At 67.5% G+C, this 24457-nt stretch carries 17 protein-coding genes; 12 read left to right on the top strand and 5 right to left on the bottom strand.

What is annotated here, in order from left to right:
• Positions 1 to 21 precede the first annotated feature (21 nt).
• Positions 22 to 2133 carry a type IIA DNA topoisomerase subunit B gene (locus tag NNX34_RS07325; RefSeq protein ID WP_255765861.1) on the top strand — a complete coding sequence of 704 codons (2112 nt, stop codon included), beginning with the start codon at positions 22 to 24 and terminating at the stop codon, positions 2131 to 2133.
• A gap of 66 nt (positions 2134 to 2199) precedes the next feature.
• Here the strand turns inward: NNX34_RS07325 and NNX34_RS07330 are convergent, their stop codons facing one another.
• Complete coding sequence (locus tag NNX34_RS07330; RefSeq protein WP_255765862.1) at positions 2200 to 3195, bottom strand: M56 family metallopeptidase; 996 nt, start codon at positions 3193 to 3195, stop codon at positions 2200 to 2202.
• Positions 3196 to 3210: 15 nt separating this feature from the next.
• Positions 3211 to 3576 carry a BlaI/MecI/CopY family transcriptional regulator gene (locus tag NNX34_RS07335; RefSeq protein ID WP_255765863.1) on the bottom strand — a complete coding sequence of 122 codons (366 nt, stop codon included), beginning with the start codon at positions 3574 to 3576 and terminating at the stop codon, positions 3211 to 3213.
• 184 nt (positions 3577 to 3760) lie between these two features.
• Here NNX34_RS07335 and NNX34_RS07340 point away from each other — a divergent pair, with 184 nt between their 5' ends.
• The 4 genes from NNX34_RS07340 (at position 3761) to NNX34_RS07355 (ending at position 10941) form a co-directional block, all read left to right on the top strand.
• Entirely contained in the window at positions 3761 to 5362 is a 1602-nt protein-coding gene (locus tag NNX34_RS07340; protein WP_255765864.1) for a cytochrome ubiquinol oxidase subunit I, read from the top strand.
• Between the two features lie 93 nt (positions 5363 to 5455).
• A complete protein-coding gene (gene cydB / locus NNX34_RS07345; protein ID WP_255765865.1) occupies positions 5456 to 6472 on the top strand; it encodes a cytochrome d ubiquinol oxidase subunit II in 1017 nt (338 codons plus the stop codon).
• The gene (cydD, locus tag NNX34_RS07350) at positions 6469 to 9939 is read left to right on the top strand and encodes a thiol reductant ABC exporter subunit CydD (RefSeq protein WP_255765866.1); all 3471 of its coding nucleotides are present in this window, start codon (positions 6469 to 6471) and stop codon (positions 9937 to 9939) included. Before cydB ends, cydD begins: the two co-directional genes overlap by 4 nt.
• A gap of 9 nt (positions 9940 to 9948) precedes the next feature.
• Positions 9949 to 10941, top strand: coding sequence for a GNAT family N-acetyltransferase (locus NNX34_RS07355; protein ID WP_255765867.1), 993 nt, complete (start codon positions 9949 to 9951; stop codon positions 10939 to 10941).
• A gap of 22 nt (positions 10942 to 10963) precedes the next feature.
• On the opposite strand, the gene NNX34_RS07360 is transcribed toward NNX34_RS07355, so the two are convergent.
• On the bottom strand, positions 10964 to 11668 hold the full coding sequence (locus NNX34_RS07360) for a metal-dependent transcriptional regulator (protein WP_255765868.1): 705 nt from the start codon (positions 11666 to 11668) through the stop codon (positions 10964 to 10966).
• Between the two features lie 118 nt (positions 11669 to 11786).
• Between NNX34_RS07360 and NNX34_RS07365 the strand changes: the two genes are divergently transcribed.
• From NNX34_RS07365 to NNX34_RS07375, 3 genes are all read left to right on the top strand, one after another.
• Positions 11787 to 12131, top strand: coding sequence for a metal-sensitive transcriptional regulator (locus NNX34_RS07365; RefSeq protein WP_255765869.1), 345 nt, complete (start codon positions 11787 to 11789; stop codon positions 12129 to 12131).
• Between the two features lie 45 nt (positions 12132 to 12176).
• Positions 12177 to 12401, top strand: coding sequence for a heavy-metal-associated domain-containing protein (locus NNX34_RS07370; protein ID WP_255765870.1), 225 nt, complete (start codon positions 12177 to 12179; stop codon positions 12399 to 12401).
• 61 nt (positions 12402 to 12462) lie between these two features.
• Positions 12463 to 14799: a cation-translocating P-type ATPase gene (locus NNX34_RS07375; protein WP_255765871.1), complete on the top strand. Its 2337-nt coding sequence runs from the start codon at positions 12463 to 12465 to the stop codon at positions 14797 to 14799.
• Between the two features lie 95 nt (positions 14800 to 14894).
• Here NNX34_RS07375 and NNX34_RS07380 read toward each other — a convergent pair whose 3' ends face one another.
• Complete coding sequence (locus NNX34_RS07380) at positions 14895 to 17393, bottom strand: DNA topoisomerase (ATP-hydrolyzing) subunit A (RefSeq protein ID WP_255765872.1); 2499 nt, start codon at positions 17391 to 17393, stop codon at positions 14895 to 14897.
• A 128-nt stretch (positions 17394 to 17521) separates the two neighbouring features.
• Between NNX34_RS07380 and NNX34_RS07385 the strand changes: the two genes are divergently transcribed.
• The 4 genes from NNX34_RS07385 (at position 17522) to NNX34_RS07400 (ending at position 22994) form a co-directional block, all read left to right on the top strand.
• On the top strand, positions 17522 to 20209 hold the full coding sequence (locus NNX34_RS07385; RefSeq protein ID WP_255765873.1) for a GNAT family N-acetyltransferase: 2688 nt from the start codon (positions 17522 to 17524) through the stop codon (positions 20207 to 20209).
• Positions 20210 to 20270: 61 nt separating this feature from the next.
• Positions 20271 to 20945, top strand: coding sequence for a DUF5998 family protein (locus tag NNX34_RS07390; protein WP_255765874.1), 675 nt, complete (start codon positions 20271 to 20273; stop codon positions 20943 to 20945).
• A gap of 4 nt (positions 20946 to 20949) precedes the next feature.
• Positions 20950 to 22158 carry an alkaline phosphatase family protein gene (locus NNX34_RS07395; RefSeq protein ID WP_255765875.1) on the top strand — a complete coding sequence of 403 codons (1209 nt, stop codon included), beginning with the start codon at positions 20950 to 20952 and terminating at the stop codon, positions 22156 to 22158.
• Between the two features lie 2 nt (positions 22159 to 22160).
• Complete coding sequence (locus tag NNX34_RS07400; protein ID WP_255765876.1) at positions 22161 to 22994, top strand: thymidine kinase; 834 nt, start codon at positions 22161 to 22163, stop codon at positions 22992 to 22994.
• 117 nt (positions 22995 to 23111) lie between these two features.
• Here NNX34_RS07400 and sepH read toward each other — a convergent pair whose 3' ends face one another.
• Positions 23112 to 24425, bottom strand: a complete 1314-nt coding sequence (gene sepH / locus NNX34_RS07405; RefSeq protein ID WP_255765877.1) for a septation protein SepH — start codon at positions 24423 to 24425, stop codon at positions 23112 to 23114.
• Positions 24426 to 24457: the final 32 nt, after the last annotated feature.

Genomic DNA, 24457 nt, shown 5'->3' on the forward strand with positions numbered 1-24457 from the left:
CACCAAGGAGTTTCAACGCACGTGGCGCCCCCTAGTTCCGATTACACTGCCCGGCACCTTTCCGTCCTGGAAGGGTTGGAAGCCGTCCGCAAGCGTCCCGGCATGTACATCGGGTCCACCGACTCCCGCGGCCTGATGCACTGTCTCTGGGAAATCATCGACAACTCCGTCGATGAAGCCCTCGCCGGCTTCGGGCAGAGCATCAAGATCATCCTCCACCCGGACGGTTCCGTGGAGATCCACGACGACGGCCGCGGGATTCCGGTGGACATCGAACCGAAAACCGGGCTCTCCGGCGTCGAAGTCGTCTTCACCAAGCTCCACGCCGGCGGCAAGTTCGGCGGCGGGTCCTACGCTGCCTCCGGCGGCCTTCACGGCGTCGGCGCCAGCGTGGTCAACGCCCTCTCCTCCCGACTCGACGTGCAGGTGGACCGGGCGGGCAAGACGTACCAGATGGCCTTCCGCCGCGGCGAGCCCGGGCACTTCGACGACACCGGCAGAAAGCCCGGCCCCGAGGCCAAGTTCTCTCCGTTCCTGGACAGCTCGCGCCTTGAAGTTGTGGGTAAGGCCAAGCGCGGCGTCACGGGCACGCGCATCCGGTACTGGGCCGACCGGCAGATCTTCACGCCGGACGCCAAGTTCTCCTACACCGAACTGCAGGCCCGTGCCCGCCAGACTTCCTTCCTGGTCCCCGGGCTGCGCATCACCCTGCGCGATGAACGGCGCCTGCCCGGAACCCCGGGCGAGAACGGTCCCGTGGAGGAAGTCTTCCATCACGACGGCGGGATCGCCGAGTTCGTCGACTATCTGGCCGCCGACGCCGCCGTCACCGATATCTGGCGCCTGCACGGTTCCGGCAAGTTCAAGGAATCCGTGCCCGTACTCGATGAAAGCGGACATAGCCGGATCACGGAGATTGAACGCGAGGCGGAGGTGGATATCGCCCTGCGCTGGGGGATCGGCTACGAAACCAATATCCGCTCGTTCGTGAACATCATTGCCACACCCAAGGGCGGAACGCACCAGACCGGCTTCGAGCAGGGCCTGCTCAAGACCTTCCGCAAGGTCATTGAAGCCAACGCCCGCAAACTCAAGGCCGGCAACGACAAGATCGAAAAGGACGACGTTTTCGCCGGGCTCACGGCTGTGCTGACGGTCCGCCTCGCCGAACCGCAGTTCGAGGGCCAGACCAAGGAAATCCTCGGCACCTCCGCCGTAAGGGCCATTGTGAGCAAGGTGGTGGAGAAGGAAATCACCGCCCGGTTGAACTCCACGGCGCGCGCCGACAAGGCACAGTCTTCGCAGCTGCTGGAAAAGGTGGTGGCGGAGATGAAGTCCCGGATCTCCGCCCGGGTGCACAAGGAGACCCAGCGCCGGAAGAACGCGCTGGAAACCTCCACCATGCCCGCCAAGCTGGCGGACTGCCGGATCGATGACCAGGAACGCTCTGAACTGTTCATCGTGGAAGGCGACAGCGCCCTGGGCACGGCCAAACTTGCCCGGTCCTCGGACTACCAGGCGCTGCTGCCCATCCGCGGCAAGATCCTGAACGTGCAGAAGGCGTCGGTGGCGGACATGCTGTCCAATGCCGAGTGCGCGGCGCTGATCCAGGTGGTGGGGGCCGGTTCCGGCCGCAGCTTCCAGCTCGACGCGGCCCGGTACGGCAAGGTCATTTTCATGACCGATGCAGACGTCGACGGCGCCCATATCCGGACCCTGCTGCTCACGCTGTTCTTCCGCTACATGCGCCCGCTGGTGGACGCCGGACGCGTCTATGCGGCCGTTCCGCCGCTGCACCGGGTGGAGGTCATCAACGCAGGCTCCAAGAGCAATGAGATGGTCTACACCTACAGCGAAAAGGAACTGCACCAGGTCCTTGCCCGCCTGGAAAAGGAAGGCAAGCGCTACAAGGAACCGATCCAGCGCTACAAGGGCCTGGGCGAGATGGACGCGGGCCAGCTGGCCGAGACCACCATGGATCCCCGGCACCGCACCCTGCGGAGGGTCCGGATTTCGGAGGCGGCTGCCGCCGAGCAGGCATTCGAACTCCTGATGGGCAGCGACGTGGCGCCGCGCAAGGACTTCATCATCGCCGGCGCGGCCATGCTGGACCGGGACCGGATCGACGCCTAGCCGGGACCCGTGCCCGGGGAAGCAGGCCGGTGGGCCGCGGTCCGCATCTCACGAGGCGGGCCCGGCCTAATCCTGCAGTAGCCCCGGGGCGATCAGCAGGGTGGTCGGTACCGCCAGCAGCAGGGCCGAGAGGCACAGCACGCTCCACTGCTGCCAGCGGGGCAGGGGCGGCTGCGGTGTGAGCAAGCGGCTGAGCCTGCCGGCAATACCCAGCGGCTCTGACCCCTCGGGGGCACCCAAAGCCAGCGGGGGCGTCCCGCGCAGGCTGTCCTGCTGTACGGCCGGGGACTTCGGTGCCCCGGGTACCGCGGGGGACCCGGACCCGACAATTGCCACGGCGCGGACGAGCGTCATCCGGTCCACCTTCCGCAGCGCCTCGTCGTCGGCGAGCATTTCGATCAGCTCGTTCACCGAGTGCTGGGCCAGCATCGATGTCGGCAGCCACGGCAGGGCCGCACGCCAGGCCGCGAAGGCCCACAGCAGCAGGTGGTGGTGCTGGGCCAGATGCGCGCGTTCATGGGTGAGCACCGCGGAAAGCTCATCCTCGGAAAGCATGTTCAGCAGACCGTCGGAGAGGACGGTGACGGACCGCGCGCCGCCGGGCAGGCAGTAGGCCACCGGGGTTGGATGCTGGATGACCAGGGTGGCAGGCGTGTCGGCGGAAGGGGAACTGAGCAGGTTGAGCATGTCCCGGTGCCGATGCCGGCCGCGGAGGATCCGGTAGTACGTCAGCAGCAGGGTGAACACCAAGTGGGCGCTGAGCAGCATTGCGGCGCTGAGCGCGAAAACGTGGACCAGTCCGAGGGTGCTTGCCGGGGCGCCCTGCAGAAGGATGCGCCATAAGCCGTGGAGTCCGGCCAGGAGATTGTCCCCGAGCGGCTCCAGGCCCCAGGTCAGCATGGCTCCGATCATGGACAGACCGCCCGCAAGGGCTATCGCCTGCCACAGGACCATGGCGGTGAAAGGGGAGCGGGCCGGCCAGGCTGCCCGCGAGAGAAGAATCGGAACGGGCCACGCCAGCACGATCGCCAGCGCCGCCAAAGCATAGGAGGCCCAGAACACCGCAGGTGCCGGTGCCTAGGCGCCGAGCAGCCTGCGCAGCATTTCAGCCTCGGTGTCGGAGACGGAACCGACGAACCGGGCCAGCACGGCTTCGCGGTCATTGGCGGTGCCGAGGGCTTCATGCATGAGTTCGGCCGTGTGTTCGGCGCGGCTGGTCACGGCACGGTAGCGGTGGGGGCGGATGTCGCGTTCACGCTGGACCAGCGACTTCTTTTCCAGCCGTGAGAGCACGGTCAGCACGGTGGTGACAGCGAGACCCTTGCCGTCAGCGGAATCCTCACGCTGCGCGAGTTTCTCGCGGAGTTCATTGGCGGTTGCTGCTTCGTTTGATTCCCAGAGCAGATCCATCATTGCGCGTTCCAACTCACCGAGCGTTGCCATGTGCATCCTTTTTCGATCGAGATCCCCCGCGGACCCCCGTGTCGGGTCCAGACTTACTAATGTACCGCGTTTCGATCGTTTGTTCTACATCACGTAGAAATCTTGCGAAAGTTGTTCTACGCTGTGTAGAAGTAAGGAATTCTACGTCGTGTAGAAGTCGTTCCTCAAGCTGAAGGACATAAGCGTGGAAGCACTGGATATCGCCCGGTGGCAGTTCGGCATCACGACCGTCTACCACTTCCTCATGGTCCCGCTGACCATTGGGCTGGGGATTGTGGTGGCAGCCATGCAGACAGCCTGGGTGCGCACCGGCAAAGAGCAGTACCTGCGAATGACGAAGTTCTGGGGCAAGCTGTTCCTCATTAACTTCATCCTGGGCCTGGCCACCGGCCTGGTTCAGGAGTTCCAATTCGGGATGGCCTGGAGCGAGTACAGCCGCTTCGTCGGCGACGTCTTCGGCGCCCCGCTGGCACTGGAATCACTGTTGGCGTTCTTCACGGAATCAGTGTTCCTGGGACTGTGGATCTTCGGCTGGAAGAGGTTGCCCCCGAAGATCCATCTGGCGTGCATCTGGATCACCACGCTCGCCTCCATGCTCTCGGCCTACTTCATCCTCGCCGCCAACTCCTGGATGCAGCACCCCGTGGGCGTGGAAATGGTGGACGGCCGCCCGGTCATGAACGACATCTGGGCCGTCCTGACCAACAACACCCTCCTCGTCGCGTTCCCGCACACAATCTTCGGTGCCTTTGCCGTTGCCGGCGGATTCCTGCTCGGCATCGCCTGGTACCACCTCTGGAAGCGGCGCCGCGACGGCATCGACACCGTGGATGCCAAGGGCAACGTGGTGGTGGGCGAACGGCCCGAAACGGGCCGTGACAAGACCGACCACACCGTGTGGCTGCGGTCCCTGCGCATCGGCGCCGTCGTCGCCATGATCTCCTTCGCCGGAGTCGCCGTCAGCGGTGACCTGCAGGGCAAGCTGATGTTCGAGCAGCAGCCCATGAAGATGGCGGCTGCGGAGGCAGCGTGCCATGACGGCACCGGCTTCTCAGTCCTGTCCATCGGTGACCCCGGTGCGGAGAACTGTGAAGACGTGGACACCCTGGTCGAAATTCCAGGCATGCTGTCCTTCCTCGCCAACGGCGACTTCGACACTGAAATCCGGGGCGTAAACACCCTGCTGGATGAGTACCGCGACGCCTACGGCACCCACCTGCCGGACAACGAAATGTACGGCACCAACTCCGGCATGGAAATCGACTACACGCCGAACTTCGCCGTCACCTACTGGGGCTTCCGCATCATGATCGGCTTCGGCAGCGTTGCCGCCGTCGCCGCGGCCTACGCCCTGTGGGCGGTCCGCAAGGGCACCGTCCCCGAGTCCAAGTGGCTGATGCGCCTGGCCGTCTTCGGCATCCTGGCACCGTTCGGCGCCAACTCCGCAGGCTGGATCTTCACCGAAATGGGCCGCCAGCCGTTTGTGGTGGCTCCGAACCCCACCGGTACCGACGGCGTCTTCATGTTCACAGCAGCAGCCGTCTCGCCGGGTGTGAGCATGGCGGAACTGCTGTTCTCCGTCATCACCTTCACCGTCGTGTACCTGGCCCTGCTGATCGTGGAGGTGCGGCTGCTGTTCAAGTTCGTCCGCGGCGGCGTCCCGGCAGCGATGCCGGACCTGCTGGGCGGCGACGACGGCGGCACGGGCGGCCTGGACTCCGCCGGCGGCGATCCGGACGGCAGCCCAGGAACGAAGAAGCATGATGTCCTCGACTTTGCCTACTAAGGCGCCCCGGGGGGAGGCCGTGCACGCGGCCGCCCTCCGGGTCCTCCACCCTGCAATCTGCCGGACACCGGCACTTCTGGAGCTCTGAAAGTAATGTCGCTACCGCTGTTCTGGTTTATCGTGATTGCCTTCCTATGGGTCGGGTACCTTTTCCTGGAGGGCTTCGACCTCGGGGTCGGCATGCTTATGAAGCTGATGGCCCGTGATGAGAAAGAACGCCGGGTACTGCTGAACACCATCGGCCCCGTGTGGGACGGCAACGAAGTCTGGCTGATCACGGTCGGTGCAATGACTTTCGCGGCGTTCCCGATGTGGTACGCCTCGCTGTTCTCCGCCCTGTACATCCCCCTGGTCATTGTGCTGCTGGGGCTCATCTTCCGGGCCGTGTCCATCGAGTACCGCGGCAAGCATGACAGTGACAGCTGGCGCAACCGCTGGGACTGGGGCCTGGCCCTGGGCTCCTTCGCGGCGGCCTTCGGCGTCGGCGCCGCGCTCGGACTGACCACCACAGGCCTGCCGCTGAATGCGAACGGCGACCGCGTGGGCGGGGCATTCGCCTGGCTGACTCCGTACGCGGTGCTGGGCGGAGTGGCCGTAGTGGCCTTCTGCCTGGTTCACGCCCTCGTTTTCCTGATGCTCAAGACCGACGGACAGATCCGTGACCGCGCCAAGCGCATCGTGACGCGCTGGCTGCCCGTGGGCATCCTGCCCTTGGCGGCCTGGGCCATCATTGTGCAGGTCATGAACGCCAAGGTGGAGACCCTGCCCCTGTTGGTGATTGCCGTGGTGGGAGCCCTCCTGGCCTGGCTCTACGCCCGCCGGGGCCGTGACGGCCTGAGCTTCATCAGCCTCGGGATCTTCCTGGTGGCCGGAGCGGCGACCATCTTCGCCTCCATGTACCCCGTGGTGCTGCCCTCCACGCTGGATGCCGCGTGGAACCTGACGGTGGAAAACGCCTCCGCTTCCCCCTACGCCCTGAAGGTCATGAGCTGGGTGGCCCTGTTCGGCCTGCCGGTAGTGGTGCTGTACCAGGGCTGGACCTATTGGGTGTTCCGTAAGCGGGTCACCACCGAGTCCATCCCCGCCCCCCACAGTTTCAAACCGCAGTGAAGCCGGTTCTTCCGGTCAGTGCCACCAGCCGCCGCGCGCTGTACCTCCTCGGGCTGCTCGCAGCCATCAAGGCCGCGGGGCTGGTGCTGCTGGCCGACGCCGTAGCCAGCGGCATCGCCGGCCTGGCCGCCGGCGGCCCGGAGTGGAACCGCGTGTTCCTGCTCGGCACCGCCGGCGCCGTGCTGCGGTCCGTGGCCGTATGGGGCCAGGACACCGTGGCCCAGCGTGCGGCCGCGGGGGTGAAGGACGAACTGCGCCGGCAGCTGTCCGAGCGGGTACTGGCCGACGGCGGCACCGTCCCGGGGATGGGCAGCGGCGCCCTGAGCGTCCTGCTGACCCGGGGGTTGGACGGGCTGGACAACTACTACTCCAAGTACCTGCCCGCACTGGTGACCTGCGCCGTCGTCCCCCTGCTGGTGGGTGCCCGCATCCTCGCCGCGGACTGGATCAGCGCCGTCACGATCGTGCTGACCGTCCCACTTATTCCGGTCTTTATGATCCTGATCGGCCTGCACACCGAGGACAAGACCGCCGCCGCGGTGGACGCACTGAACCGACTCTCGGACAACATGCTGGAGCTCGCCAAGGGCCTGCCCGTGCTGGTGGGCCTCGGCCGTGCCCGTGCGCAGACCCGGGCACTGCGCGACGTCGCCGACCGCTACCGCACCACAACGCTGGCAACCCTGCGGGTGGCGTTTATGTCCTCGCTGGCGCTGGAACTCATTGCCACTATCTCGGTGGCCCTGGTGGCGGTATTCATCGGTGTCCGGCTGGTGCACGGGGGCATGCCGCTGGAATTGGGGCTGCTGGCCCTGATCCTTGCACCCGAGTGCTACCAGCCGCTGCGTGACCTGGGCACCGCCCACCACGCCAGCGAGGACGGCCTCGAAGCGCTGAACCGGACCAACGCGGTGCTGGACGCACCCGCGGCCGTGCCGCTGGCGGACGCTTCAGCCGCCGCTGAGGAAACCGCCGGGTCGGCGCTCGTGGTCAGGAACCTGACCATCGCCTACGAAGGCCGGCCGCATCCTGCCGTGGAGGACCTCAGCTTCACGGTCCCGGCAGGTGCCGTTGCCGCCCTGACCGGTTCCAGCGGGGCGGGAAAAACCTCCGTGCTGGAAGTCCTGGCCGGGCTCCGGCGGAACGGCGGCGACACCCGGCTGGACGGCACCGTGCAGGGCATCAGCCGCGAAACGCAGGCGTGGATACCCCAGCACCCCGTCCTGGTCGAGGACACCGTTGCCGCGGAGATAGCCCTCTACGCGGGTCTCCCGGTGACCGGTTCCGGCGCTGCCGAAAGCCCGGACAACGCGGGGCGCACGGCCGCCCGCCGGGCACTCGAACGCATCGACGCCGGGCACCTGCTCGATTCCGCCACCGCGGACCTGAGTCCGGGCGAGCAGCGCCGGGTGGCCGTGGCGCGGGCACTGGCCCGCATCGACGGGAATCCCGGCGTCCGGATCCTGCTGGCGGATGAACCGACCGCACACCTCGATTCGCGCAGCGCCTCGGCTGTCCGTGCCGCCCTCGCCGCGCTGCGGGGGCGGACCACCGTGCTGCTGGTAGCCCACGACGCCGCCACCGCAGCCATCGCCGACACGGTGATTCCGGTTGAAGGGGCGGCGGGCGGAGGCCTGCCCCGGGAACGCGTCAAGGGCAAGCATGCGGCATCCCTGGCCGCCGCTGCCCGCAGCGCACCGGTAAGGGTTCCGGCCGGCTCCGGCCCGGCAGCTGCTGCCGGCGCCGGTCCCGGGAAAGCCGACGGCCCGGCATCCGGCGGCTCCGCAGCCGACACGGCCGCGGAGCCGGCGTCGGGCCATGAGCCGCTGTGGAAGAACCTCATGGTGCTGAAGCCGTGGAGCAGGCAGTTCGTCCTGGCGCTGGTGCTGGGCACGGGTGCCACCATGTTCGCCGTCGCCCTGACGGCACTGTCCGCCTGGCTGATCGTGCGTGCCGCGGAACAGCCGCCGATCCTGTACCTGCTCATGGCGATTGTCGGGGTGCGGTTCTTCGGCATCGGCCGGGCATTGCTGCGGTACCTGGAGCGCCTCTCCCTGCACGACGCCGTCTTCCGGGCCACCAACACGCTGCGGGTCCGGCTCTGGAACGGGCTGCTGCAGCGCCCCGAAGGCTGGCGCCGCGTGGCGCGGGGTTCGGGTGCCCTCGAACGCCTGGTGGGTGACGTGGACGAGCTGCGGGACATCGCGCCACGGGTGGTCTTCGCACCCCTGACCGGTCTGCTCACCGCCGTCGCTGCCTGTGTAGTGACCTGGCTGCTGGTCCCGGAAGGCCTGGCGGTGCAGGTGGCGCTGACCGTGGTGGGGATGGCCGTTGCTCCGCTGCTGGCCCTGTTCGCCGATTCCGCTGCCCGTGCAGCCACCGTGAACCTGCAGGCCCGGTCCATGTCTTCCATGGCCCGCCTGCTCACGGCTGCTTCCGACCTGGAAGCCAACTCGAGCTCGGGGCCGGTGCTGGCCCGCCAGGAGCAGTTCGAAGCAGCCGCGGCCCGGGCTGTCCGGCGCAGTGCCTGGGCCCAGGGCCTGGCCAATGCCGTCACCGCCCTGGCCTGCTCCCTTGCAGCGCTCTACATGATCAGCGCGTCGCAGGACGGTCCGGCCACCGTGGCCGCGGTGGTAGTCCTGGTGCAGCTGGCGCTGATTGAGCCCTTTGTCGCAGTCAACGGCTCCATCCAGCAGTTCTCAGCGTGGCGCGCCCTGGGGGACAAGGTGCTGCCGGATCTGGGCACGGAAGACGTCGCGCCCGATGACACCGCCGGGGAAACCGCTGCCCGGGAGAGCTTCGGCAAGGTCCAGGTGCTGGAACTGGATAACATCCGGTACCGCTATCCCGGTGCTGCCGCAGATGTGCTGACCGGCGTGGACCTCACGGTCTCCGCGGGGGAGTGGGTGGCCGTTACCGGTCCCTCCGGCAGCGGCAAATCCACGCTGCTCGGCGTGCTGCTCGGCTTCCTGCCGCCCCGAAGCGGTACCTATCTGATCAACGGCGTTCCTGCGCAGTCGGTCCCGCAGGCAGCCCGGCGGATGGCGTGGTGCCCGCAGGAGGCGCACCTGTTCGACTCGACCCTCCGCGGGAACCTGCTCCTGGCCCGTGACCGCACCCTCGCGCCGACGGAAGCCGAAATGATCGGCTCGCTCCGTGCTGTGGGCCTGGGGCCGCTGTTCGACACACTGCCCGAGGGCCTGGATACAGCCATCGGCGCCGGCGGGCATTTCCTCTCCGGCGGCCAGCGCCAGCGGCTTGCCGTGGCCCGTGCGCTGCTCGCCGAGGCCGACGTCGTGCTCCTGGATGAGCCCACGGCCCACCTGGACGCGGAGACGGGGGCGCAGCTGATGGCCGACCTGAAATCGGGACTGCAGGACAAGGCAGTGGTGGTGGTAACCCATAATCCGGCAGACGCAGCCTGGTGCGGGCGGGAAATCTCACTGGGAGCGGTGCTGATGTCCTAGGGTGGATGGATGCAGACGCCCTCCCCACCCCTGTTCCCCGGGCCGGAAACCGGACTGCGCTGGCGCTCCATCGGAGCCGACGACGTCGACGCCTGGTACGCCCTGATCCGCCGGATGGCGGAGGTGGACAAACCCGGATGGGTGGAGGACCGCAGGGACCTGGAGCAGGCGCTGGAAACCACCTCCGGGGATCCCGCAAAGGACACGCTGATCGGGCTGGACAAATCCGGTGCGGCACGGGCGTACGGCCGGATCGCCGTGAACCCCGGTTCGGACACCGGCTCCGGCTTCGGCGGCGTCGACCCGCAGTGGCGGCGCCGGGGCATCGGTTCCAAGGTCTACCGCTGGCAGGAAACCCGCCTGCGCCAGCGGCTGCTCACGGAGCACCGGAAACACGGTGTGCTGCGCACCTACGCCGAGGAATCCAACGCCTCCCAGGTTGCACTGCTGCAGTCCGAAGGCGCCGAGGTGGTGCGCTACTTCACCGAGATGAGCCGACCGCTGACGGGCGGCCTGCCCGACGCCGTACTGCCGGAGGGGATGGAATTCCGCACCTTTGACCCCGAGATCTCCGACGCCGTGCGCCGGGCGCATAACGAAGCGTTCAAGGACCACTGGGGGAGCGAGCCGCGGAACAAGGAGCGGTGGGGATTCACCATCGACCATCCCCAGTTCCGGCCGGACTGGAGCTTCGCGGTGGTGGACACCGGCTCCGGCGAGGTTGCCGCGTACCAGTTGGCGAGCTTCGATCCGGAGAGCAAGGACATCCACGGCTACAACGAGGGCTACACCATGCTCCTCGGCGTGCGGCGGGACTGGCGGGGACGGAAACTTGCTCCGGCGATGCTGCGTGAAGCAATGCGCCGGTTCCGGGAGGGCGGCATGGACAACGCCGGGCTCGGGGTGGACACGGAGAACCCGTCCGGTGCCCTGGGACTTTACGAAAGCCTGGGCTATAAGCCCACGCACCGGGAAGTGGTCTTCGACAAGACGGTCCTGTAGCAGGGGCCGCGGGAAGGTCGCGCTACCGGTCCGACGCGGCCGTTTCCGGGGACGTGGCCGGGACCTTGAGGATCCAGATGGCTTCCGCTGCGGGCAGGCCCAGGTCCAGCGTCCGGCCCCCGGTTTCAATAGTCAGCGTGCCGGCATACGGCTGGCGCTGCACCACGGACACCATGGTGTCCAGGTGGAGCCCCAGCCCGGCCAGGTAGCGCAGCAGTTCGGGTTCGTTGTCGGAGACGCGGGCCACCGTTCCGCGGGTACCGGGTTCGCACCGGCTCAGGCGCTGTGCGTCCAGTACGGGGAAACTGCCGTCGCGGGCCGGGATGGGGTCGCCGTGCGGGTCACGCACGGGATTGCCGAGGCGAGCCGCCAGGGCATCCACCATCTTGTCCGATACGGCGTGCTCGAGGTGTTCGGCTTCGTCGTGCACTTCGTCCCAGCGGTAGCCCAGGTACTCCACGAGGAACGTCTCGATCAGCCGGTGCCTGCGGACCATGCCCACGGCAGCCTTCTCGCCCGCGTCCGTCAGCGCAATCGACCCGTAGCGGGCGTGCGTCAACAGGCCCTGGCCGGTGAGCTTCTTTACCGCCTCGGAGACCGACGACGGCGAGAAGCCCATGTGGACGGACAGCGCGGACACCGTCAGGGGTTCATCCGTCCATTCCTGCGCGGTCCAAATGACCTTCAGGTAATCCTGGCTTGCTGTCGAGAGTTCACTGTGTGCCACGGAATCCACCTTACTGGCAGGACGCCGCCCCTCCGGGGATAAATACCCCCTAGGGGTACTTGAATCGATACCCCGGCAGGGTATACCTTGGAGGCAGTCAAGGATTGGAGCAGAGGCAATGGACGCAGTCACGCAGAACGTTCCGGACACCGTGGAGTCCCACGACGGGCCGCATGGTTACGCGTCGGATAAAGACGCCTACCTCCGCCGGCTGCGCCGGATTGAGGGACAGGTGCGGGGAATTGCCCGCATGGTCGAGGAGGACAAATACTGCATCGACATCCTCACCCAGGTCGCGGCCATCAACAAGGCGCTGCACGCGGTCAGCCTGGGACTGGTCCAGGACCACATGTCGCACTGCCTGGTAGACGCAGCGCAGGAATCCGAGCGGACCGGCAACCCCGAGATTGTGACCGCCAAGGTCCAGGAAGCTGCCGACGCTATCGGCCGGCTGCTGCGCTAGGACCGGCACCCGATCCATTCACCCATCCCAAGGAAGAAGATTCACATGGAAACCACCACACTGAACATCTCAGGCATGACCTGCGGCCACTGCGTCGCCTCCGTGACCGAGGAACTGGAGGCACTCGACGGCGTCGACAAGGTCACCGTGGACCTGAACGCGGGCGGCATCTCAACCGCTACTGTCACCGCGAACCGCAGCCTCAGCACCGCCGAACTGGGCGAAGCGGTTGCGGAAGCCGGTTACCTGGTGGTCGACGCCGACGCGTAGCGGCTGCACCATGCGCAACGCAGCGGATACTGCGCACAGGAAGTAGGAGAAGGGAACCATCATGGACACTCGCGAACAAGCGGCAACCAGGGCAGTCGAACTTGAGATCCAGGGCATGACCTGCGCTTCCTGCGTGGCGCGGGTGGAGCGCAGGCTCGGAAAGATCGACGGCGTCGAGGCGTCAGTCAACCTGCCGCTGGAAAGTGCGCGGGTCACCGCCCCCGCAGCCGTGTCAGACCAGCAGCTTGTCGACGCCGTTAATGCCGCCGGTTACAACGCCCGGCTGAAAACCCGGCAGCCTGCCCGGCCTTCCGCCCACGGGGGGCACGCCGCCGCGGCACCGGGAGCGGGCGCCGAGGATAACACGCCGGTGGAACACGGTGACAACCACACGGCCGGCGACGACCACATGTCCGCTGAAGACCACATGTCCCACGGCGGGACTGCCGCACAGCTGCGTCCCCGGCTGATCCTGGCAGCGGTCCTCAGCGTTCCGGTCCTGCTCATTTCCATGGTTCCCGCACTGGCATTCCCGAACTGGGGATGGGTGGTGGCGCTGCTCGCCCTGCCCGTGGTGACCTGGTCCGCGTGGCCCTTCCACCGGGCCGCGGCCATCAACGCCCGGCACCTTGCCTCCACCATGGACACCCTGGTCTCCATCGGCGTCACGGCGGCCTACCTGTTCTCGGTAGGCCAGCTGGCCGTCGATCCGGGAATCACGTCTGATCCGGGCATGGGATCGGACCCGCACCTGTACTTCGAGGTCGCCTCGGTGGTGGTCACCTTCCTGCTGCTGGGCCGCTACCTGGAGGCCAACGCCAAAACCAAGGCAACGGATGCGCTGAAGGCACTGCTGAACCTGGGCGCCAAGGACGCGACAGTGCTGCGGGACGGATCGGAAGTCCGCATCCCGGCGGACCGGCTTGAAGTCGGCGACGTATTCGTTGTCCGGCCCGGGGAAAAGATACCGGCTGACGGCGTGGTACTCGAGGGCCGCTCGGCGGTGGATGCTTCCCTGATCACCGGCGAGTCGCTGCCCGTGGAGGTGGATGTCGACAGCCCGGTCACGGGCGCCACCATCAACACCTCCGGCCGCCTGCTGGTGCGGGCCACCCGGGTAGGAAGCGAGACCACCCTGGCGCAGATGGGCCGCCTCGTCAGCGACGCCCAGTCGTCCAAGGCACCGATCGCCCGGCTTGCGGACCGGATCAGTGCCGTGTTCGTTCCGGTGGTCCTCGGAATCGCGGTCCTGACCTTCGTGTTGTGGATGCTCCTGACCGGCGACCTGCAGGCAGCCTTCACTGCCGCCGTCACGGTGCTGGTGATCGCCTGCCCGTGTGCCCTCGGCCTCGCCACCCCGGTGGGCCTGCTGACCGGAACCGGCCGCGGCGCGCAGCTGGGCATCCTGATCAAGGGCGCCCAGGTGCTGGAGGACACCCGGACAGTGGACACCATCGTGCTGGACAAGACCGGCACCATTACCTCGGGCCGGCTGTCCGTGGCCCGGATCCGGCTGCTGGACAATGAATCAGCGGATTTCACCGCGGATGACCTGCTGCGCCTGACCGGCTCGGTCGAGGATGCCGGGGAGCACCCGATTGCCCGGGCCATCGCCAAGTCCGCACGTTCCGGTCCAGGCACCGTGCCGGTCACCGACTTCGATTCAGCGCCGGGCGGGGGAGTCCGCGGCACCGTGGACGGACACCGCATCGTGGCCGGACGCCCGGCCTGGCTGGACGAAAACGGGGTAGACCTGCCGGATGCTGCCTACGCCGCGCTGCGGGAAGAGCAGGACGCCGGCGCCACTGCCGTCCTGGTGGCGGTCGATGACCGGGCGGCGGGAATCATCAGCCTGCAGGACACCGTCAAGGAAGGCTCCGCGGAGGCGATTGCACGGTTCCGCAGCCTGGGCCTGCACCCGGTGCTGCTGACCGGCGACAACGCGGTGGTGGCCGCCCAGGTCGCGGAACAGGTGGGAATCCCGGCCGAGGATGTGCTTGCCGATGTCCGTCCCGAAGGGAAGGTCGACGCCGTCCGGCGGCTCCAGGCACAGGGACGCACCGTGGCGATGGCCGGGGACGGCGTGAACGACGCCGCGGCACTGGCCCAGGCGGATCTGGGGATCGCGATGGGATCCGGCACCGACGTCGCCATGGAAGCGGCAGACCTGACCGTGATGGGCAGCAGCCTGGGACAGGTGGCCACCGCCGTCGAACTCTCCCGGCGGACGCTGGCGACCATTAAGACCAACCTGTTCTGGGCGTTCTTCTACAACGCGGTCGGCATCCCGGTGGCAGCCTTCGGACTGCTCAACCCCATGATCGCCGGGGCGGCGATGGCGGCGAGCTCGGTGCTGGTGGTCGGCAACTCGCTGCGGCTGCGCAGCTTCGGCAAATAGGAAGACCGGCGCCCAGACAGCAAAGAACGGGCCGGTCCGCGGGAGCTGCATGCTCCGCGGACCGGCCCGTTTTTCGTTGTTGCTGCCTGCCGGCGTCAGCCCTGGCTTGGTCCTACGGCGTCTACCGCGTTGGCCAGGGGCACCCCGGAACCGTCCCGCCGGCCATGCTCGGTGGGCAGGGCCCGCGCCACGCCGTTGGCTGCGGACGCCTTCGCGGGACCGTGTCCGGCCCACGCCACCGACAGCGAATCTTCGCCCTTCAGGAAGCGGTGCGCCCGTACGCCGGCAGTGGCCCGGCCCTTCGCCGGGTATTCGGCGAACGGTGTCACCTTCACCGACCCGCCGGGAGTGCCCGGCAAGGCCTCGGTGGTGGTCGAAACGGTGACGACGACGGCGTCGGGATCCTCCGCGGCCACGGCACCGAAGAACACTGCGGCGTCGTCGGCGGCCAGCTTGATCCCGGCCACGCCGCTTGCCGTACGGCCCTGGGCGCGGACCGCGGAGGCAGGGAAGTGCAGCAGCTGCGCCGACCGGGTGATGAAGACCAGTTCATTCGTCTCATCCGCTGCCACGGACACCCCGATGACCTCGTCCTTGGGCTTGAGCGTGATGGCTTCCCAGTCATCGCGGTTCAGCGGGTAATCGGGATTGACCCGCTTCACCACGCCGTTTCGGGTGCCGATGGCCACCACGGCGTTCAACGGAACAAGTCCCACCAGCTTCTCGCCCTTGCCCAGGGTCATGAATTCCTTGACCGGCACGCCGCCGGCAAGGTTCGGCAGGCCGGCGGTCGGGGGCAGGGCGGGCAGGTCAAGGACGGAGATCCGGATCATCCGGCCCGAGGAGGTCAGCGCCCCGATCTCGCCGCGGGCGGTGGTCTTCACCACCGAGCGGAACACGTCGTGGCGCACCCGCTGCCCGCCTTCGGCGAGCGGTTCCTGGTCCGAGGTCCGGGCCACCTGGCCGGAGGCGGACAGGATGGCCCAGCAGGGATCGTCCGGGATCTCCAGCGGAAGGATCGCCTTGGCGCCCTTGCCCGCGACGCCGGCCGCAGCGGTCACTGCCGCACCTTTCAGGGGTGAAGCGGCCTCCGATTCGAGCAGCACCGTACGCCGCGGCGTCGCGTATTTTGCCGCCACTTCGCCCAGTTCATCCGAGACCAGGGAGCGCAGCCGCTGCTCGGAGCCGAGGATCGCTTCGAGTTCCTCGATGGCTTTGCGCAGCTCGTCCTGCTCCTTCTCGAGCTCGATGCGGGAGTACTTCGTCAACTGCCGCAGGCGCAGCTCGAGGATGTGGCTGGCCTGGACTTCGGTCAGGTCGTACACGGCCATCAGCCGTTCCCGGGCCTGGGCCGTTTCATCCGAGGACCGGATGATCTGGATGACCTCGTCAATGTCCACAATGGCGATCAACAGGCCCTCGACCAGGTGCAGCCGGTCCTTCTTCCGGCTCAGCCGGTAGGCGGTGCGGCGGCGGACCACGCCGAGGCGGTGTGCAACGTAGACCTGCAGCAGCTCAACCAGGCCCAGGGTCCGGGGCTGCCCGTCCACGAGGGTGACGTTGTTGATCCCGAAGGAATCCTCCATGGGCGTGAACTTGTACAGCTGGGCCAGCACCGCGTTGGGGTTGAACCCGTTCTTCAGCTCGATCACCAGGCGCAGGCCGTGGCTGCGGTCCGTCAGGTCCACAATGTCGGAGATGCCCTGCAGCTTCTTGGACGTCACGGCGTCCTTGATCTTTTCAATGACCTTTTCCGGGCCGACCATGTAGGGCAGTTCGGTGACCACCAGGCCGGTGCGGCGCGCGGTGAGCTGCTCCACCTCCACCTTGGCGCGGGTCTTGAAGGAACCGCGGCCGCTGGCGTAGGCGTCGCGGATGCCGTCCAGCCCGACGATCCGTCCGCCCGTGGGCAGGTCCGGTCCGGGGATGAAGCGCATCAGCTCCTCCAGCCCGGCGTCCGGGTTGGCGATCAGGTGCTGGGTGGCGGCAATAACCTCGCCGAGGTTGTGCGGCGCCATGTTCGTGGCCATGCCCACGGCAATACCCGTGGCACCGTTGACCAGCAGGTTGGGGAAGGCAGCGGGCAGCACTTCGGGCTGCTGGAGCTGGTTGTCGTAGTTCGGGACAAAGTCCACTACGTCTTCGTCCAGGTGATCCGTCAGGGTCAGGGCCGGGGCCGCCAGCCGGGCCTCCGTGTAACGGGCGGCGGCCGGACCGTCGTCGAGCGAGCCGAAGTTGCCGTGGCCGTCGATCAGCGGCAGGCGCAGAGCCCAGTCCTGGGCCATGCGCACCATGGCGTCATAAATGGCCGTGTCACCGTGCGGGTGCAGCTTGCCCATCACCTCGCCCACCACCCGGGCGGACTTCACATGCCCGCGGTCGGGCCGCAGCCCCATGTCGGACATCATGTACAGGATGCGCCGCTGGACAGGCTTCAGGCCGTCGCGTGCATCGGGGAGGGCACGCGAATAGATCACCGAGTAGGCGTATTCGAGGAAGGAGCCCTCCATCTCGGTGGTGACATCTATCTCGATGATGTTCTCGGCGATCTTTTCGCCGGGTACGGATTTGGAGACGGGTTGGCGCCGGGCCATGCTTTTGTCGAATCCTTGCAGTGTTAGGGGACAGGGATTGCGCCCCGTACATAATCCACGCGGTGCGGAGCCACGCTGTACAGAGCGGGTGGATGACTATGGGGAAGTTTGCCCACTACTCTGATTCTATGGTGGAGCAGGGACATTACCCCGAATATTGGGAAGCCGACGTCGTGTTGCGGGACGGGGGGACCGGCCATCTGCGCCCCGTTTCCCCCTCCGATGCGGACGCGCTGCAGGCCTTCCACATGCGGCAGTCGCAGAGTTCCATCTACCTGCGGTTCTTCACCTACAAGGCCAAGCTCACCAATAAGGAGCTGGAGCGCTTCACCAATGTGGACTACCGGGACCGCGTGGCGTTCGTCATCACCATTGGTGATGAAATCATCGGCATCGGCCGCTACGACCGCCTCGACGATCCCACCGAAGCCGAGGTTGCCTTCAACATAGCCGACGGCCACCAGGGCCGCGGGCTGGGGTCCATCCTGCTGGAACACCTGGCCGCCGCCGCCCGCGAAAACGGCATCCGCCGCTTCTCCGCGGAAGTCCTTCCCGAGAACCGCAAAATGATCGGAGTCTTCGCGGATGCCGGGTACGAGGTAAGCCGGCACTTCGACGACGGCGTGATCGCCCTGGACTTCAACATCGACCCCACCGAGAAATCGCTGGCGGTCATGGAAGCACGCGAACACCGTGCCGAGGCCCGCAGCGTGGCCGACCTGCTCTCGCCGTCGTCCATCGCCGTCATCGGAGCCAGCCGCGAATGGGGTTCGGTGGGCTACCAGCTGCTGGAGCACATCATCGAGGGCGGCTTCAAGGGATCCGTCTACGCCATCAATCCGGAAGCCTTCGAACTGGCCGGCATGATTTCCTACAGCCGGATTTCCGAAGTGCCGGAAACGGTCCAGCTGGCCGTCATCGCCGTGCCCTACGAACAGGTCCTGGAGGTGGCGGACGAATGCGCTGCCGCCGGGGTTAAGGCCCTGCTGGTGGTGACTGCCGGTTTCGGACCGAAGGGCCCGGAGGGGCTGGCCCGGCAGCGTGCCCTGGTCCGACGTGCACGGGCCCACGGCATGCGCGTGGTCGGGCCGGCGTCGCTGGGCCTGATCAACACCCGGCCGGACGTGTCCCTGAACGCTTCCATGGCACCGGCGCTGCCCCGGCGCGGGGGACTGGGGCTCTTCAGCCAGTCCGCCGCCATCGGCGTCCTGCTCTACGCCACTGCCCAGCGGCGCGCGCTGGGACTGTCCTCCACCATCTCCGCCGGCAACCGGGCCGACGTCTCCGGCAATGACGCCATGCAGTACTGGGAGGACGACGCCGATACGCGCGTGGTGGCCATGTACCTGGAGTCGGTGGGGAACCCGCGTAAGTTCTCCCGCCTGGCCCGCAGGCTGGCGCGCACCAAACCCGTGATTGTCGCCAAGTCGGACGTGACCGGCCTGCAGCTTCCGCCCGGCCACGCCGTGCGGACCACGCAGGCCCCTCCGGGCGCCCTGGACGCGATGCTCCGCCAGTCCGGCGTCATCCGCGTGAGCACCAACGAGCAGCTGATCGACGTGGCCCAGATTGCCGTCAGCCAGCCGCTGCCGCGCGGGCGCCGGGTGGCTGTCTTCAGCAACTCGGTGGCCCTGGGCCGGGTCCTGGCCGATGCCTGCACCGGACTGGACCTGGACATCACCCGCCTCGAGGCGGAACTGGCCCTGGACACCGGGATGAGCGTGGCGCTGCCGCAGCTGCGCCGCACGGTCACCGAGGTGCTGTCGGACGACACGGTGGATGCCGGCGTCGTCGCCATCCTCCCGGCGCCGGGACTGCGGACGGAAGCGATAGCCGCCGTTCTGGCCGAATGCGTGCAGGAGACCGGCAAGCCCCTGGTTGCCGCCTTCACCGGGATCGTGGACCCCCGCGCGCATGTCGAGGGGCTGCTTGCGGCGGACCCCGAGGTGCCCGGCGGCGGGTTGCCCTGCTTCAGCAGCCCCGGCGCAGCGGTCACCGCCCTGGCCTCCGTGGTGCGCTACACGGAATGGGCGCAGCGGGACCACGGCAGTTTCGTGGAACCCGCCGGTGTCGATACCGAAGGAGCCTCGGCCTACCTCGACTCGTTGATGGACCGGGTGGAAGGCGACGCCCTGACCCGGCTGGACCAGGAACAGACGGCAAGGCTCCTGGAGTTCTACCGCATTTCCGTGCTGCCCGCCGTCGGTTTTTCCACGCCGGACGAAGCCGTGGCCGCAGCTGAACAGCTTGGCTGGCCGGTGGCGGTCAAGACCCGTGAAGGGCACCTGCGCCACCGCCTGGACCTCGGCGGGGTGCGGCTGAATATTTCCACGCCGGAAGCACTGCGGACCAACATCGGGCAAATGCACCAGGCCCTGCGCCGCTACGGTGAATTCGAAATGGAAGTCCAGTCCATGGCCAACAGCGGGCAGGGCTGCCGGATCCGGGCCATTGAGGATCCGCTGCTGGGACCGGTGATCTCCTTCGGGCTCGCCGGTGACGCCACCAGCCTGCTGGATGACTGGGCGCACGGCGTTCCACCGCTGACGGACCGCGACATTGCCGACCTGGTGCGGGCACCCCGTTCAGCTGCCAAGCTCTTCGGCTACCAGGGACTGCCCGAAGCCGACATCGCAGCGCTGGAGGACCTCATCGCCCGGCTGGCTGTCCTGAAGGACGAGCATCCGCAGATCGCACTGATCGACATCAACCCGGTCCTGGTCTCCGCCGACGGCGTGACCGTGCTGAGCGCCGACATCCGGCTGGGCAACCCGCAGCGCCGCACCGACAGCGCCCGGCGCGCAATGCGGGACTGATCTGCTTACCTGCCCGCGCGCCATTTAGGCATGTAGGGGCGGTCTGGGGGAAACTGGAAGCATGTCGCCGTTACTTTCCGCTGAACGCCGCAGCCTTGACGCATCCATGGAACGGGCAGGCTTCTACCCGACGCTTTTGGCCGACGTGGTCCATGATGCCCTCGACGGCCGTGAACCGCTGTCCCATCTGATCCACCTCGAAACGCATTTTGAGCGTACCGAGGTGCACCGCCACATCACGGTCCTGGTGCTGACCGAGGACATGCTCGTCATCACGCACGTCGATGACCAGCAGCTGGATGAAGCCGGCGAGCAGATGATGGCGCAGGTCTCCACCGAATCCGTACCGGTAACGCAGATCCGCTCCGTAGTGCTGGGCTACATGTATGCCCAGCCGCAGAACTACAAGCCATCGGATCCGGCACGGGAAATGACCCTCGCCATTGCCTGGTCCGGCGGACAGCGCCTGGACATGGGTCCCGCCGGCTGTGCGGACCCCCAGTGCGACGCGGACCACGGTTACACCGGGACCATCGCGCAGGAAGACATTGTGCTGCGCGTCAGTGCGGAAGCCGACGGCGCCCAGGCGGTCCAGAACGCCAAGGCCTTCGCCCGCGCCCTTCGCAAGGTGAATACCGACACCACTGCGGTTCCCCGCCCGGTCGACGGCGGCGACCCGCGCCAGCGCATGCCCGGCATCGGCGGACGTTTCAACCGCGCCCACCCGCAGCGCTAGCACCGTGGCATCAAACCCCGCTGCTCCTGACCTCCTGCCCGCAGCACCGGCCTACGGAACCCGTTCCGTAGCGGACGTGCTGTCCAGCGCCGCAGCCGTGCTGGGCGTGCCCGGCTATGAGAACCTGCTGTCCCTTCCGGCGGCCCGGCGGGTCTGCGTGGTGATGGTGGACGGGCTGGGCCTGTCGCTGCTCAAAAAGCGCGGCGGGCACGCCCCCTTCCTGAAGGGGTTCCTGCCTACCGCGCGTACCCTCAGCGCCTCCTTCCCCACCACTACTGTTGCGTCGCTGGCATCCCTGGGCACCGGGCTGCCTCCCGGCCGGCACGGACTCGTGGGATACGACGTCCTGGATCCGAACCAGGACAAGGTAGTAAACATGCTCGGCTCCTGGGATCCGGGGGTGGACCCGCTGCAGTGGCAGCCCTATCCCACCATCCTGGAAACGGCCGCGGAGCACATTCCCGTGGCCACGGTCAGCCTGCCCCGCTTTGCCGATTCCGCCCTGACCCGTGCCGCGCTCCGGGGCGGCACGTTCATCCCGGCCTCCGGGGTGCACGCCCGGGTATCGGCCGCCGTCGACGCCCTGGCAGGTGCGGACCGGATGCTGATGTACCTCTACTGGAATGAGCTGGACAAGGCGGGGCACCGGTACGGTGCAGCTTCCCCGGAGTGGGGCAACGAGCTGGAAGAACTCGACAGTGCCCTGAAGCGGCTCGTGGCCAGGGTGCCGGCCGGCACCCTGGTGGTGTTGACCGCAGACCACGGCATGGTGGATGTCCCCGCTTCCCAGCGGTTCGATTTCAGTACCCAGCCGGAACTGATCGACGGCGTCCGGCACACGGCAGGTGAGCCGCGCATGGTCCATTTGTACCTGGAACCTGACGCGGGACATGATGCGCTCAGCCGGCTCAAAGCCGCCTGGCAGGCCGCCTACGGCACCCGGGCATGGATTTTCACCCGCGAGGAAGCAGTGCGTGCCGGCTACTTCGGACCCGATGTGGATGCCGCCGTCCTGCCCCGGATCGGTGACCTCATGATCGCCGCACGGGAGCAGATTGCACTGTTCGACACCCGCCGCGTTGCTGCCTCGGCGCTGGAGGTCACCGGCCAGCACGGGTCGCTCACCAAGGCAGAGTGCGAAGTGCCCCTCCTGGTCCTGGCACGCCCCGAAACGCGGAAGCGCGCGTCTTCTCCGGCGCAGGGAGGGAAGTAGCCATGGCGGAACTGGTCTTTTTCTCAGGCACCATGGACTGCGGCAAATCGACGCTCGCGCTGCAGATGGATTACAACCACAGCGCCCGCGGCCGCGGTGGAATCCTGTTCAGCCGCAATGACCGGGCGGGGGAGTCCATGATCTCCAGCCGCCTTGGACTGCAGACGCCGGCGGTTGAAGTGCGTGACGACACGGACTTCTGGGCCGAGGTGCTGCGCTGCAGGGCAACGGGGCACAACGTGGACTACCTGATCTGCGACGAGGCACAGTTCTACAGTGCGGCGCAGGTTGAGCAGCTGGCCTCCATCGTGGATGAGATGGACATCGACGTGTTCGCCTTCGGCATCACCTCCGACTTCCGGACCCGGTTGTTCCCGGGGTCGCAGCGCCTGGTTGAGTTGGCGGACCGCATGGAGGTCCTCCAGGTCCGCGCCCTGTGCTGGTGCGGGCGGCGCGCCACCCACAACGCCCGCACCGTGGACGGGGTAATGGTGACGGAGGGCGACCAGGTGGTGGTTGGCGACGTCGAATCCCGCACCCCGGCTCCGGCCCCTGCCGCCGAAGCGGAGCTGCCGCTGTTTGCGGATGAGCCGCTGTTCGAGGACCGGCCCTTGTTTGACGATCAACCGTTGTTCGACGCCGATGACCTGCTGGCTCCCGGCGCTGCAGGGTCCCCGGCGGGAACTTCGGCGGAAACGGCCCCCGTCATCGGTTATGAAACACTGTGCCGCCGGCACTACATGCGCCGGGTAACCGCACAGCAGGCAGCGGCCCTCGCAGACCCAGCGGAATCAGCGTCGGTGTGTTGCGTGGAGTCCAAGGCGGAAACGCCCTAGGCAGTACCTTCGCGTAGGGCGCGCCGGGATTCGCTCAGGGCCGGGATTCGCTTAGCGCCGGGATTCGCTCAGGGCAGCCCTGAAGGGCCTCGTCAGCGAATCGAACGTCCTCGGGGACTAGTCGCCCTTGGTCCCGAAGACAATCTCGTCCCAGGACGGGACCGAGGACCGCTTGGGCTTGATGGCGCGCCGTTCCTGGGCGCCGTCGTCCTTGCCCTCTGCCTTATCGGCGTCGGACGGCTGCTGGCCCTTGCCTCCGCTGGGCAGGCGGTCCCACGGGAAATCGCGTCCGGCGTTCTTGCGGGCGGGGGATTCCACCGGTGCCTCGTCCGGAACAGCGGTCTCTGCTTCCGCAGGCGGGTTGGGCGTTTCCTCGTCGGTACCGCCGGCGGCAGGTTCCCGGGTTGCCCGCCGGCGGAAGGGCCGCGCCAGGACGCTGATCTCCCGGGTCTGGGTAACGCTGCCGGGAAGGGCCACTGGATCCACCGGATCGTCGCTGTCGGCGGAGTCGACCGACGGCGCCAGAGTCAGGCGGCCGGTACGCGGCCGCTTGCCGTTGCTGTCCTCGTCCTCCGTATCGGGGCTGCCCTCCCGCGGGTGCGCCGCGGGGACGCTGCCCTTGGACAGCAGGGTTGCCAGGGCATCGTCGCCGTCTTCATCGCTGCCCAGCCGCTGGCCGCGCCGCGACCGCAGGACTTCGAGGATGTCGTCGGTGTCGTCGGAGGAGGCTCCGCCTTCTGCTTCGAAATCGAAGACGCGGTCCGCGACGGCGGCCAGGCGGCGGGTGGGCACGGGTGTGTCCAGCGGTTCCAGTTCGCTCAGGACCTGGGCCCAGCGGTTGGTGTTCGTAACGCTCTTGCGCAGCGGGCTGAAGATCCAGCGGGCCGGCGGTTCTTCGCCGACGGCGACCCGGGACTTCTCGGTGAGCTCGAAGCGGGCCACCACTTCCCAGGTTCCATCCGGGCGGCGCCAGGCATCCCACTCGACGGAATCGGGGTCCACGCCGAAGGAACGCAGCCGGTGCAGCACCATGTCGCCGAGGTTTACCGGATTCTCACCAAAGGCACTGCGGTAACCGTCGTGGGTGGCGGACATGGGCGCGGCAACTTCAACGCCCTGCGCCTGCCGCGCAACGTACTCACGTTCGGCGAGCACGGGGCCTTCGTAGCGGCGGATGTGCGCCAGGTCGTGGCCGGAAAGTTCGGCAACCTCTTCGGCGCTGGCGCCGGATCGGATCCGGGCCTGGATATCCCGCGGAGTCATGGTGGTGCCGGCCGCCGGAGCAGCCTGCGGTGCGGACCGGTGTACGGGGCGCGATGCCGCCACCCGGAGGGCTTCATCAATCCGGAGACGGAAGGTTTCCCCGCCCTTGCCGCTTAACAGCAGATGTTCGCCACCTTCATGGACACCCACCAGCCGTAGATCCTGCATCAAAAAGTCCTCCACCCGATAGCAATTCCTTC

This window comes from Arthrobacter sp. zg-Y1116, from assembly GCF_024385485.1.
In the GTDB taxonomy this organism is placed as follows: domain Bacteria; phylum Actinomycetota; class Actinomycetes; order Actinomycetales; family Micrococcaceae; genus Arthrobacter_B.

Bases quoted from the DNA above. Each gene is read 5' to 3' on its own strand.
- NNX34_RS07375 (WP_255765871.1), top strand. From the start codon at position 12,463: ATGGACACTCGCGAACAAGCGGCAACCAGGGCAGTCGAACTTGAGATC.
- sepH (WP_255765877.1), bottom strand. From the start codon at position 24,425: ATGCAGGATCTACGGCTGGTGGGTGTCCATGAAGGTGGCGAACATCTG.
- NNX34_RS07355 (WP_255765867.1), top strand. From the start codon at position 9,949: ATGCAGACGCCCTCCCCACCCCTGTTCCCCGGGCCGGAAACCGGACTG.
- cydB (WP_255765865.1), top strand. From the start codon at position 5,456: ATGTCGCTACCGCTGTTCTGGTTTATCGTGATTGCCTTCCTATGGGTC.
- NNX34_RS07370 (WP_255765870.1), top strand. From the start codon at position 12,177: ATGGAAACCACCACACTGAACATCTCAGGCATGACCTGCGGCCACTGC.
- NNX34_RS07390 (WP_255765874.1), top strand. From the start codon at position 20,271: ATGTCGCCGTTACTTTCCGCTGAACGCCGCAGCCTTGACGCATCCATG.
- NNX34_RS07380 (WP_255765872.1), bottom strand. From the start codon at position 17,393: ATGGCCCGGCGCCAACCCGTCTCCAAATCCGTACCCGGCGAAAAGATC.
- NNX34_RS07385 (WP_255765873.1), top strand. From the start codon at position 17,522: ATGGTGGAGCAGGGACATTACCCCGAATATTGGGAAGCCGACGTCGTG.
- NNX34_RS07365 (WP_255765869.1), top strand. From the start codon at position 11,787: ATGGACGCAGTCACGCAGAACGTTCCGGACACCGTGGAGTCCCACGAC.
- NNX34_RS07335 (WP_255765863.1), bottom strand. From the start codon at position 3,576: ATGGCAACGCTCGGTGAGTTGGAACGCGCAATGATGGATCTGCTCTGG.
- NNX34_RS07400 (WP_255765876.1), top strand. From the start codon at position 22,161: ATGGCGGAACTGGTCTTTTTCTCAGGCACCATGGACTGCGGCAAATCG.